The 12,828-nt window shown below is 26.6% G+C and carries 12 protein-coding genes and 2 tRNA genes; 2 read left to right on the top strand and 12 right to left on the bottom strand.

The features are described 5' to 3' along the window. Positions 1 to 37 precede the first annotated feature (37 nt). From BCF89_RS07680 to prfA, 5 genes are all read right to left on the bottom strand, one after another. Positions 38 to 1,165 (bottom strand): hypothetical protein, encoded by a 1,128-nt coding sequence (locus BCF89_RS07680; RefSeq protein WP_111518228.1) that lies wholly within the window; start codon positions 1,163 to 1,165, stop codon positions 38 to 40. A 123-nt stretch (positions 1,166 to 1,288) separates the two neighbouring features. After that, positions 1,289 to 3,160, bottom strand: coding sequence for a type I DNA topoisomerase (topA, locus tag BCF89_RS01120; RefSeq protein WP_111518226.1), 1,872 nt, complete (start codon positions 3,158 to 3,160; stop codon positions 1,289 to 1,291). Positions 3,161 to 3,255: 95 nt separating this feature from the next. Continuing rightward, a complete protein-coding gene (gene dnaJ / locus BCF89_RS01115; RefSeq protein WP_111518224.1) occupies positions 3,256 to 4,362 on the bottom strand; it encodes a molecular chaperone DnaJ in 1,107 nt (368 codons plus the stop codon). Between the two features lie 34 nt (positions 4,363 to 4,396). Continuing rightward, a complete protein-coding gene (prmC, locus tag BCF89_RS01110) occupies positions 4,397 to 5,107 on the bottom strand; it encodes a peptide chain release factor N(5)-glutamine methyltransferase (RefSeq protein WP_111518222.1) in 711 nt (236 codons plus the stop codon). A 2-nt stretch (positions 5,108 to 5,109) separates the two neighbouring features. Beyond that, positions 5,110 to 6,189 (bottom strand): peptide chain release factor 1, encoded by a 1,080-nt coding sequence (prfA, locus tag BCF89_RS01105; RefSeq protein WP_111518220.1) that lies wholly within the window; start codon positions 6,187 to 6,189, stop codon positions 5,110 to 5,112. An 84-nt stretch (positions 6,190 to 6,273) separates the two neighbouring features. Here prfA and BCF89_RS01100 point away from each other — a divergent pair. After that, positions 6,274 to 6,348, top strand: a tRNA-Thr gene (locus tag BCF89_RS01100). Positions 6,349 to 6,464: 116 nt separating this feature from the next. Here the strand turns inward: BCF89_RS01100 and BCF89_RS07675 are convergent. The 6 genes from BCF89_RS07675 to BCF89_RS01070 form a co-directional block, all read right to left on the bottom strand. Beyond that, positions 6,465 to 7,478, bottom strand: a complete 1,014-nt coding sequence (locus tag BCF89_RS07675; protein ID WP_111518218.1) for a BspA family leucine-rich repeat surface protein — start codon at positions 7,476 to 7,478, stop codon at positions 6,465 to 6,467. Between the two features lie 299 nt (positions 7,479 to 7,777). Next, positions 7,778 to 7,852, bottom strand: a tRNA-Trp gene (locus BCF89_RS07670). A gap of 55 nt (positions 7,853 to 7,907) precedes the next feature. Further along, positions 7,908 to 8,132: a phosphopantetheine-binding protein gene (locus BCF89_RS01085; protein ID WP_111518216.1), complete on the bottom strand. Its 225-nt coding sequence runs from the start codon at positions 8,130 to 8,132 to the stop codon at positions 7,908 to 7,910. A 10-nt stretch (positions 8,133 to 8,142) separates the two neighbouring features. Next, entirely contained in the window at positions 8,143 to 8,700 is a 558-nt protein-coding gene (locus BCF89_RS07665; RefSeq protein ID WP_111518214.1) for an MHO_1590 family protein, read from the bottom strand. After that, the gene (locus BCF89_RS07660; RefSeq protein WP_111518212.1) at positions 8,700 to 9,827 is read right to left on the bottom strand and encodes an MHO_1580 family protein; all 1,128 of its coding nucleotides are present in this window, start codon (positions 9,825 to 9,827) and stop codon (positions 8,700 to 8,702) included. Before BCF89_RS07660 ends, BCF89_RS07665 begins: the two co-directional genes overlap by 1 nt. Beyond that, positions 9,811 to 10,122, bottom strand: coding sequence for an MG284/MPN403 family protein (locus BCF89_RS01070; protein ID WP_111518210.1), 312 nt, complete (start codon positions 10,120 to 10,122; stop codon positions 9,811 to 9,813). The genes BCF89_RS07660 and BCF89_RS01070 overlap by 17 nt, the downstream gene beginning before the upstream one ends. Positions 10,123 to 10,266: 144 nt before the next feature. Here BCF89_RS01070 and BCF89_RS07655 point away from each other — a divergent pair, with 144 nt between their 5' ends. Beyond that, a complete protein-coding gene (locus BCF89_RS07655; protein WP_111518208.1) occupies positions 10,267 to 10,983 on the top strand; it encodes a pseudouridine synthase in 717 nt (238 codons plus the stop codon). On the opposite strand, the gene BCF89_RS07650 is transcribed toward BCF89_RS07655, so the two are convergent. Beyond that, positions 10,980 to 12,827, bottom strand: a complete 1,848-nt coding sequence (locus tag BCF89_RS07650; protein ID WP_111518206.1) for a thiamine pyrophosphate-binding protein — start codon at positions 12,825 to 12,827, stop codon at positions 10,980 to 10,982. The genes BCF89_RS07655 and BCF89_RS07650 overlap by 4 nt on opposite strands. Position 12,828 lies beyond the last annotated feature (1 nt).

Here is a 12,828-nt window from a genome sequence, read left to right as displayed (position 1 = left end):
ATTTTTATAAGCAATGAATTAAATTAATGAGATCATATTAGACATTATCCAAAGTAAAAATAATTGCTTTTGGATAACTTCGAATTGTTTTTTCTTCCATGTTATCTTTTTTAATGAAAATAAATTTAATTGTTAATTCGTTTAGTCCTTTTGTTGGATTTCATATAATATATGGCTCATTATTCTTGTTATAAGCCTCAATTACAAAACCATCTTCTTTTCTATAATTATCAGAAAAAGCATCGGTTATTTCGATTGTCTTTTTGAATCATTCAAAAACATCATCATAAAACTTAGGATTTATAAATACTTTTTTCTTGTCTTCTTTTAATTGCTCAATTTGTTTAGATATCTCTTCATTATTAGAATTAGATTCTTTTAACTTTGCTTCGAGGTGTTCAATTTTTTTATCTATTTCTTTATTTTTTTCATTTAGTTCTCTAATAATTTTTTCAACATTAGCTTTATTTTTTTGTCATTCAGCAGCAAATTTTGAACCACTAAAGATTTTTAGATCATTGGAATAAAAAGTAACGACATCTGAATTTTCATAATAATATTTTGAGTTTTTTGTATATCTTTTGCTTTTAGGTTCAAAATTCCCAGTCGCATATTGATAATTCAAAAAAACAACATAATGTATTCTAAGCTTAGTATCTTCATTATTAATTTTTTCTAAATCAGTAAATTTGAAATCTAAATATTTTGTCTTTTCAAAATCTAGGTTAACTTTAATTTTTGATTTTAAATATTCATGAGCATCAAAAGGTTTTGGTAGGTTTTTAATTATTCTATTATTTTTTTCTTTTTTTTCTGCTGATACTAATCTTGCATATTTGTAATTATTAATTTTAACTTTAGTTCAATCAATTTCTTGGTGCTCTTTTTTGTACTCTTCAATTCTTTGATTAGCTTTGGATTGTCCTTTTTTAAAATCATCATATAAGCTAGAAGCTTCTAAGGATCCTAATATTTCAGGATATAATCTAATTTTTTTAGCTTCTTCGTTGAATTGTGCTACTGTGAAATATTCCTTTTGGATACTTCGAGTATTTTTTATGACATAATAAATTGCTCCACCGATTGATGCTGCAGTTACGGTTGGAATTGTAATTCAGGTCATTACTTCAAAGAATTTTCTAAGCTTAGATTTTTGAAATTTCATGCTATTTATTTTACTATAGCAGAATTAATAAAATTGAAAATTAGACAAAAGATAAAATACATTGTATTTTAAGGAATAAAAAATATCTTTCAATTAAAGAGAAAAATTAATAAAAGTTCAAGCCTAATTTTGTTTATTAAACTTGAACTTTTTATTATTTATTTTTTCTTTTTTTCTAAAATAAAATCTTTTTTTATTATCGTCAATATTGCGAATATAATTGCACTTTGGAAATGCTGAACAACCAATAAACTTTTGTTTTCTTATTTTTGTGTATCGATAGACTAAATCAGAGTTACATATTGGGCATTTTTCATCTAATTTATTCATTTCTAGTGTTGTAATATCAATCTTTTCTTTGATATCATCATATCTAGCATTGAATTTTTCTCAGAAATCTTGCATTAATGCCTTGTAATCTTTTTTTCCTTCAGAAATCATATCTAATTCTACTTCAACTTTTGCTGTGTATGTTTCATTGATTGTTTTAGGAAAGCTAGTTAGAAGTTTTTCTAAAACAATTTTTCCAAATTCTGTTGGAACTAAATGACCATCCACTAACTCAACAAATAACCTTTGCTTAATTACTGAAATTGTTGAAGCAAAAGTAGAAGGTCTACCAACTTTAATGTCATCTAGTTTCTTAATCAATGATCCTTCATTATAACGACTTGGAGGTGTGGTTTTTTTATCCTCTTTAATAAATTCTTTAACACTAAGGATATCTCCAACTTTTAAAGAAGGAATTTCAACTGATTTTTCTTTTCCTAAATAAGCATAGTATCCATCAAAAATTACTTTGCTAAATGATATTCTAAAGTTATATTCATTGCTTTTTAGATTGAATCTAAAAATTTCTTTCTTAGGTGGTGTCATTAGAGCAATGATTGTTTTATCATATATTAATTTGTATATATATGAATCAATTTCATTCAATTCATATTGTTGGATTGCAAGTTCAGGAGTCAATTCAATCTTTGTTGGTCTAATTGCTTCGTGGGCATCTTGTTCACCAGAGAAACCTTTTATTTCTTTAGCAATATACTCATCACCAAATTGCTTTTTAATGTAGTTTCGAGCTTTTTCTAAAAAACCAACACTAAGTCTTGTTGAATCTGTTCTTGGATATGAAATAAGTCCGGTTTCAAACAATTTTTGCGCGGATGATTGGACAACTTTGGAACTATATTTAGCTTCCTTGTATAAAACAGATTGTTTAAAAGGAATATATGCTGCTTCGGTTCTTTTAGATTTATTGATATCACTCACAATCAATTGATAATTGCTATTTAGTAACTGAGAATAGATTTTATTTGCATTTTCAGCTGAAATTCAAGTGTTGTCTTCATATTCTTTATTTTCTAAATATAGGATTGCTTCTAATTCATTTTGGATTTTTGCATTGATTTTTGAATATTCAATTGGAATAAAGTTTTCAATTTCTTTTTCTTTATCACAAACTAGCTTAAGTGCAATAGATTGTACTCTTCCAGCCGAAGGATTAGTAGGAGCATTTCTTACTTTCTTCTTCATTAGTTCAGAAAGACGGAAACCGATGATTCGATCTAGCATTCTTCTTACTTTTTGGGCATTAACTAAATCTTTATCAATCTCTAGTGGATTATTAATTGCAAAATTAATTGCTTCATCAGTTATTTCATTGTATTTAATTCTCTTATATTTATTTTCTAATTTAAGTGTTGTAATTAGATTATTAGCAATAGCTTCACCTTCACGATCAGGGTCTGTAGCAATTAGAACTTCCTCTGCATTTTTTGTTGCTTTTTTTAGATTTGAGATAATTGATTTTTTAAGTGGATCAGGGATCATTTTTGGTTCTCAATTATCAAAATCAATTCCTAAATTATTAATTCCACCGGTTGCTAATTTAAGTATGTGACCAACGCTAGCTATAACTGATATTTTATCTCCAACAATTTTTTGTATAGTATTAACTTTATTTGGCGATTCAACAATCATAATTTTTTCGGGCATAAAATCCTCTTTTCTTTATTGTTAGAAGTTACAATGAATAATAGTAGCACAATAATAACATAAATTAATTTTGAAATTTAGAAATAAAAAAATGGTTAGAACTTTTTTAACCATTCTTCACGTTTTGTATCATTTTTATTTTCAAATAATTTTTTAATTTGTTTAATTTCATCTGTATTTAGATTAGGTATATATAAATCTAGTCTAATATATAAATCGCCTCTTGAGTTTGAATTTTTATATGGATATCCATAGTTTTTTATTCTTATTGGTTCATTTAGATTAATTTTATTATCCAATTTAATTTCTTTTTTTCCATATGGTGTTGGAATGCTAATTGTTTCTTCACATAAGATGCTTTTAATTGATAGAGGCATAATCAAATAAAGATCATTATTTTGTTTCTTATACATTTTGCTTGTTGCAACAGAAAATACTATATATAAATCTCCGTTATTGCTTCCATCAGCCGAAGGTTTACCCATTCCCTTAAGTCTAATGGAATCACCATTATCAATCCCAGGTGTAATTTTTATTTTTTGTCTTATTGTATTTTTTAAAATCTTTTTACCTTTGCATTTGTGGCATACGTGATTTATTTTTTTACCTGTTCCATTACATTTTGGGCAAGGTTTTATTGTTGAAAAGATTGCAATTCTTTGCTTGATTTGACCACTTCCATGACATTCTGAACAAGTTACAATATCATTTGGACTTTCGGCTCCACTACCATTACAAAAATCGCAGCGGTCATATTTATCCAAATCAATTTCTACTTCTCTTCCAAAAATGGCATCTTCAAAACTTATATTTAAAACTAATTGTAAGTCTTGACCTCTTTTATTTGTTTCAGTTTCAAAGCCACCAAAAGAACCAAAAATGTCATCAAAAAAACTACCCCCGGAAAAACTGGAATTAAAACTTTGGAAAAAACTACTAAAAATATCTTCGGAATCACCAAAAGAATATGAGTTAGGATCAAAAGCACCATGTCCGAATTTATCATATTTAGCTCTTTTTTGTGAGTCAGAAAGAATTTCATAAGCCTCAGAAATCTCTTTAAATTTCTCTTCAGCATCAGGCGCTTTATTCCTATCTGGGTGATATTGCATTGCTAGTTTACGATATGCAGTTTTAATTTCTTTTTCTGTTGCATTTTTGTTAATGCCTAGTACTTCATAATAATCTCTTTTGTTTTTCATGATAAGAAATTTTAGCACATTTTTATTTAGAGTGCTATTTTTTTAAGTCTTCATATTTTAAGATTGCAATTCTAAATTTTTTATTGATATCTTTTTCAAAAATTGTATTTGGATAATGTTTTTCAATCCATTTTTTTGCATATTCATCGATTTCAAAGATTAAATATCCTGAATTATTTAGGTAGTAATGAGCTTTTCTTAATATTTTTTTATAAAAAAATAAACCATCATCTTTTGCAAACAAAGCTTTTTTTGGTTCTCAGTGTAGGGAATTTGCAAATTCATGTTTTTTATTTAAATATGGAGGATTGGAAATAATAAGATCATATTTGTCATTGATATTATGAAATAAATTACTTTTAATTACTTTGCAATTACTTAAATTATTTAATTTCATATTAAGTTTCGTTTGTTTGATTGCAGCGTTTGAAATGTCAGATAATGTTACATTGCAAGCTATATTTTTTGCAATTGCTAAGCCAATAAAACCTGACCCACAGCATAGATCTAAAACTTTTGAATTTTTATTCAGATATTGATAACTTTTAAGAATAACTTCTTCAGTTTCATATCTTGGAATTAATACATTGTAGCGAATATCAATATGAACATTTTGCATTTCCTGATATCCAATAATTTTTTGAACAGGATAATCTTTCTTTAGAAGTTTTTTTTCTTTTTTAGAAATAAAAAGAGGTTGCTCATACCTTCTTTTTTCTTGTAGCAAAACCTCTTCTTTTATCATTTTTATAAACCTACTTCTTTGATTTTCTTTGCCTTTTCATCAGCAATCAATGCGTTAATAATTTTATCTAAAGCACCTTCCATGACTGTTTTTAGTGAAGTTGAAAATCCAATACGGTGGTCTGTGACACGATCTTGAGGATAATTATATGTTCTAATTTTTTCACTTCGATCACCAGTGCCTGCCAATTTTCTAAGGCCACTTTCTTCTTCTTCACGTTTTTGCATTTCTAATTCAAATAGTCTACTTCTTAAAACTTTTAGCGCAGTTTCTCTATTTTGAATTTGACTTCTTTCATCTTGAGAGGTAACAACAATACCAGATGGCTTATGAGTAATTCTTACTGCTGAGTCAGTAGTATTAACAGATTGACCTCCGGCTCCTGAAGATCTAAAAACATCAACTTCAATGTCTTCAGGTTTAATTACTATGTTAACATCATCATCAATTTCAGGTAAAACAGTTACAGTAGCTGTAGATGTATGAACTCTTCCTTGTGTTTCAGTTGCTGGAACTCTTTGAACACGGTGTACTCCTCGTTCGAATTTCATTTTAGAAAAAACTTTATTACCTTTAATACTGAAAACTATTTGACTAAATCCTCCAGCAGCTCCATATGTATAATCAATAATCTTAATTTTAAAGTCAACTTCTTCCGCATATTTTTGATACATTTTGAATAAATCGCCAGAAAAAATGTTTGCTTCATCTCCACCAGCTGCACCTCTTATTTCAACAATAACATCTCTTTTATCATTTTCATCAACTGGTAGTAATAATTCTTTTAATTTTTCTTCAAGAATATTTAGTTCATTTTGTTGATTATCAATATCTTGTCTAGCTAATTCAATTAACTCCGCATCTTTTTCATGTTCGATAATATCTTTTGATAATAGAAACAACTCCTCTGTACTTTGATATTTTTTAAAATTAAGATAGATATCTTCTAAGTCTGCTTTTTCTTTTGATAATTTTGTGTACTTCTTAATGTCATTATAAACTTCAGGAGTATTAAGTTTTTTTTCAAGTTCCAAATATTGATTCTTAATTGAAGTTAAAGATTCATACATTGTCTTTTCCATAATATAATAAGTATATTTTAAATAATATAAATTTAATAAAATAATGAGTTTTTCTTATATAATAATCATTGAATTTTTGCTAATGCCGTCATAGCTCAGGGGCAGAGCACTTCCATGGTAAGGAAGGGGTCGCTGGTTCAATTCCAGTTGACGGCACCATATATTCTTGTCCGAATTAATGTAAATTAAAAAGCAGACCATTTAGATTTAGAAGTCTGCTTTTTTTATTAAATTATTAGATTTTATAAGGGAGTTATTAGATAGCGTATATTAATTTATTTAGCCTTAGGGGCAGCTGGGGCTGGAGTAGATGGTCCAGTTCCTAATGTTGTCTTAAATTTAGTAGGTATATTACTTCAATCAGACTTACCGTCTTTATTGAAATACTTATGGTCAGTTACTTTATCAACGTTTCATTTTGTTAAATCTTGATTAAAATCTTTAGCACCGGCAAACATTGATTTCATTGTAGTTACGTTTGAAGTATTCCAATCTTTAATGTCTTGATTGAATTTCAAGGCTTTTTCAAACATATTGTTCATTTTTGTTACTGAAGAAACTTTTCAATTCTTAATATCTGAATTGAATACATCTGTGTTTTGGAACATGTTACTCATGTCTGTGACTTTTTCAACATTTCAACTGCCGATTTCTTTATCAAATTTCTTAGCACCATTGAATGCTGAAGCCATATCAGTAACGTTATCAACTTTTCAATCCTTTAATTCTTGATTGAATTCAGAAGCCTCTTTGAATATTCCACGCATAGAGGTTAGACTATCTGTTTTTCAACCTGAGATATTTTGGTTGAATTTTGAGGCACGAATGAATAAGAAGTCCATGTTTTCTACTTTTGATACATCTCAACCTGAAATATCTTGATTGAATTCATTTGCAGTATCAAACATACTTTTCATACTTTTTACTTTTGAAGTAGTTCATTTAGAAAGATCTTGATTGAATTTCTTAGCACCAAAGAATACACCATCCATATTTTCAATATTGCTTGTATCTCATTGGTCAAGACCTTCAATAGTGTCATTTATATTGTCTTTAAATGCATTTTCTAAACTAGTAATTTCTTTTGGTAGTTTTGTTGGTACTTTTTTAACGGTAGTTGCAATTGCTTCAATTTTTCCGTCTTTGAATCCAATTTGAAGTAATTCAGTTTTGTCTTCGTTGTATTTTGCTTCTTGCTCTGTTTTGTTAGTTAAATTGCATGATGCAGCGATTAGCGGAAAACCTAGCATGAGTGCTGGAGCACTCAAAAACATAAGCTTTTTGTTCATTAATATTTACTCCTTAAAATTTATAAATAACATTTCTATTATAACAATAACATTAGTCAATCTCAAAATAATTATTCAAAAAGTCTGTTTCGAATACATATTCAATGGTTATTAAATACTTATTCAATCTTTTATCGAAATATTTAATTGAAAATCAATACCTAAAACTAATCTCTTTGAGTATTTAACTAAATTAATTAATGATTGAAATTAAAGATTGAGAAAGATTGGTATTATTCAATACAAATAATTAAAAAAAGCAGTTTCAAAACTGCTTTTAATTTCATTTATTAATGATATGGCACGGGTAGCAAGACTCGAACTCACAACACACGGGGTTGAAGCCCGTTGTTCTACCATTGAACTATACCCGTAATAATAAAAATGTTTTAATAACATTTTACATTATTTCATTTACATTTTATTTTATTACTTTGATTTTTTTTGTTCAATAATATTTAAAACATCACCGATTGTTTTAATTTTCATTAATTCATCATCAGTTATTTCAATGTTGAAATTAGTTTCTAATTCTGATATTAGGATAACTAGATCTAAACTATCAATGTTTAAACCTCTTATTGGGGTATCAATATCAAAATCTTTTTTTGTAAGCTTTCTAATTTTTTTAAACACCAATTCTTTAAAATCCATAGTGTATAAATTATAACTTGTTTGTGCTTATTTTATAACTTACTACACTTTTTTGTTTTTCATTATTTCATTTAAAAGAAATAATGAAGTTTTGATCATCGAGTTTTTTATATGCATATTCAACGATGCCATCTGTTATTAGCATTCTATTTAAGATATCCTTAATGATATATAAAATCATATCTTCATCAATAATAGCCTGTCCATTTGAAAAATTAAGTTTTTCATAATAGTCTTCTTTCTTTATTCTTGGAAAAACTTCTTCTCAGGATATGATTTTCTTTTCCTTTGTTTCTAGTTCATTGATTTCTTTTGGATCTTCATCATCAATATGTTCAATGATGGGTTTAGACTCTTCTTCATTCTTTTTCTTATTTAGAATATCAAAGTCTACTTTTTTATCTTTTTGGTTTTTATTTTCTAATCGATAGTTATTTTTATTTAGTTCATTTCTTTCTTTTTTTCTTTTTTGTTGTAATGTGACCATCGTAGCTGTTGCTGCCGCTGCTGCACCTATAATTAAAATTATGCTGCTTCATAGCAATATTTTCTTTGTTCTTTCTTTCATTAATCCTTCCCTATATTTTCAATAAATTCTAAAGAATCCGCGTGCTTGATTATTTTGTTAAAATCCTGATATTTGATTTTGTGTCATTTTTCATCAGTTAGTCATCCTTTTATTATTTGCAAAGACATCTTTATAAGTCCATCATTAAGATTAAAAAAAGCTTTAGGAAAATTTTGCGAATAAGTGAGTTTAAAATCCTTTAGATTTTTTCCTATATTTAAAGGAATCTGATAACCAAAGATTCCTGTATGTTTTAGCGGAATAAGTAATCCATTTTTTGCAAGTGGGTGTTGTTGACCTACAATGACACTTTCAATTGATCTATCATAATAACTATATGAATCAATGTCTATTTCAAGATTATTAAATGATTTGTATTTAAGTTTTGTTTCATATTTTTCTTTATAAGGATTAAATATCTGAGCTGAACCAAAAGTTAGATTATATGTATCTGATTCATCCAAGGTATACAGTGATTTATCTTCTTTACCTATTTTTGAGATGTTTAGGTCATATAACTTTGTATTAAAATACCCAACTCTTAATAAAGTAGGTTTTAAATTAAGATTTAAATATTTTGTTTTAAATTTATGATTAATTTTTTCTTTACTTAGGCGATCTGGACTCGAGACTACTTCTATTTCTGAAAGAATTTGAATATCTGTTTTTTTATTAATTAGAATATTCTTAGATTTTTCATTTCTTTTAATTCAATATGTATATCTTTTAGTCTGATATCATCTTCAACCATCGTTGTAATAGATCTCGAAATTAAGGTTTGCAATATCTTTAAATTCAAGTTTATTTTTTGTATCTAAGTCACTGTTATATTTGAGAACTATTTGTCTTTTGGAATTAATATATGACGGAATCATTTCGATTCTTGAATTATTTACTGTAGCTTCAATCTTTATATCCTTAATTTTTTCAAGGTTATTATGGTGTTCAAATGCTAAAATAAATTTGTCATTTTGAATAATCCGACGAATTCTTAGTTTTGTTAATTCATTAAAACTTGATCAATTATCTAAATAGTTGCTCTCTTCTGCATTAATTATAAATTCCTCAGTTCAGACATTATTTGATTCTTCAATATTTCTATATGCTTGATTATGCGCAATAAACATATTCAATAAATAAGTTAACTAGATAATTTAATTTTCTATAGTAGGCATTTTTAGATCAATTATCTAGGTATCAATAAGGATTACTTTCTTTTTTAATAAAATTTTCAATGAATATTTTCTTATAGTCTTCACTTAAGGAATTGATGAAGAAATCAAGTAGTGAGATGTTCTTAAGATGTGAATTTATATCATTTCTATATTTCTTTAATTTTTGGTTTAAACAAAAGTCTGCAATGAATGCTCTTTTTCTTTGTAGACTCATATTTTTTATACTTTCAATTTTGCTTTCTAACATTTTTAACTCCACCTTAACTTTAAAAGAAAAATGACTCTAAATTAATAAAATGAAACTTTGAATAAAACTATTTATAATATAAATATTATTTTTCTTAGTGCTAAAACAAGAAGGCATATTAATTAATAATAAGTAAGGAAAAACATGTTAGATAATCCAAAATTACAAAAAAAGATTTCAAGTTTGGGATACTGTTCAAGAAGAGAAGCTGAAGAATTGATTATAAATAAAAGGGTTAAAGTAAATGGACAGATTGCAATTATTGGTCAAAGAGTAAATGAAAATGATGAAATAAAAATTGATAATAAAGTAATTAATAAGACACCAAAAAAACTATATATTCTTCTAAATAAGCCAAGAAATACTATTTGTACAATCAAAGATCCACAAAAACGCCAAACAATATACGAATGAATGAAAATTGATTCATTTTGTTATTCAATTGGGAGACTTGATTTCAATACAACAGGTGTTATTATTGTTACAAATGATGGTGAATTTGCTAATAATTTAGCGCACCCTTCATTTCAAATGGAAAGAGAATATATTGCAACCCTAGAAAAAGAACTAAGCGAAAAAGAACTGAAATATCTTAATTCAAACTTTGTAAGGTTAAATGGTAAATTCTCAAGACAAGTTGTTAAGAAAATAAAAGATAAAACTTACTCAATAACATTAAATGAAGGTAGAAATCATCATATTAAAAATTTATTTTTGTTAGTTAATAATTTTGTAACTCAATTACATCGAAAACGTTATGGTTTTTTGGATGATTCTAATTTAAAGATAGGCGAATTTCGTCATTTAAAAGAAGATGAAATTAAAAGATTTAAAGAAGATATAAAAAAATCAAGTCTCTAATTTTGACTTGATTTTTTAAATATTGCTTTAATTGCTTTTTCAATATAATTAAAATCTGATCTTAATTTGTCATTGGAATTATTGATATTTAGATTATATTTTGCATATTTACGATAATAATGCTTCGTATCTTTAGTAAAGGTAATTGCTTTGTTTCTATCATATTCTAATTTATCAATGTTATCTTCATTAGATATTGAAATCAGATTGAAATTATGCTTTGTAGCAATCTTATGTGCTAAATATAAATCATTACCTTTTGCTAATAGAGTGAATTCTGAATGATTATTTAAAAGGAAATATGCACCACCAATGAAATTATATTTCGATGTTTCTTCACAACTTCAATTACTATCTAATTTGGAAACAATAACAACCGGTCCTTTATTTTTGTTAAAGAAATACTCAAGTGCGCCCTTTAGTTCAGTAATATCAGCAGGATATAGAATTTTTAGGCCTTCAATTTGATTTAAAAGTGCCATTTGTTCTTCTTCTTGATATTTGATATTAGAGTTTTGAATTGAGTTTAGATTATTATTAAAGATATATAGAATTTTTTTATTGTATGTAATTGCTTGACGTATGCTTGGAATAAATAAATCTGCATCTGATAGATTATCAAATGTAATTGGAATTAGGTTCGAATGTAAACTAATACCATTTGCAATCAGTCCCATTGACATCTTTTTTGTATCAAGAAATAAACTTCGTCCAATTGTATTATTGTAATCAAATACACCGTTTGAGTTTTTCATTTTCTTCAATAAATCTAATGATGAAGATAGAACAATTGTATTCTTATACTTATCAAGAATATTATCAATTACTGTAATTAATTTAGATGATAGGTCATTACGATCCTTCAAATAATTGTCATTGACATTTTCCTTAATTTCTTCGGTTAAATAATTAATTAATTTATTTGTTTGTGTTCATTTTTTAAAAATAAGATTATTTTTTTCATAAACTTTCTTATATTCGTTAATGACGTCAATATATGTATCAAAAGGATCGCTTTTTTTGAAATGTGTATTATCTCTAATATCATCAATTTGTTCAAATGTTAAACTATAGTTTTGAGATTGAAAACTTTGAAAATTATTAATTCCCATTTCTTGCAATGAAGTTTTTATTTCGATTATTGTAGGTTTTGATGATCTTTTTGCTTTTAAGATTGCTTTTGTTATTGATTTATATGATGCATCATTAATTTTTAGGTATTTGAAACCATAAGATTGATACATTTTTTTACTATTAACTAAGTTCTTTTTGTTTGTTCCATTACCTAGAAACGAATTTGAATCATAAAGAATAATTAGTTTATTTAGATTGATTGAACCTGCATATCTAAGCGCTTCGTGGGCAATGCCTGTATCAAGGTCTTTATTTGATACAAAAACATATGTATAATGAGAAATTTCTTTGAATTCCTTAGATAAATGAGCCTCCGATAGAGCAATACCGACTGCTTTTGCGATTCCATAACCTGCTTTAGTTGAAGATACTTCAATTCCTAAATTATTATTTTTTTCAATGTAATTTTGAAACTGTGAATTAGATTTTCCTATATTTTCAATGTCAGTCTTTTTTAATAATCCCAAAATATATAGCGTTGAGTAATATGTAGGGATTGCATCAGCATCACTTAAAATAAATCTATCTCTTGATATTCAGTTTGGATTTTGTAAATCAAATTTATAATGAAATGCAAAAAGGGAATGAAATATTTTTGCTGCGCTTATGTTAATTGCAATATTTGCTGTTCTTGTATTAGCTATTTGAGCCAATGAATTAATCTTTATATTGTCAATTGCAAGATTATTAATTTGACGGTTTTTAAACATT

The sequence above is a fragment of the Metamycoplasma auris genome (assembly GCF_003253435.1).
Lineage (GTDB): Bacteria > Bacillota_I > Bacilli_A > Mycoplasmatales > Metamycoplasmataceae > Metamycoplasma > Metamycoplasma auris.
The sequence above is the reverse complement of the archived record's forward strand: the minus strand, read 5'-3'. Positions and strand labels throughout refer to the sequence as shown.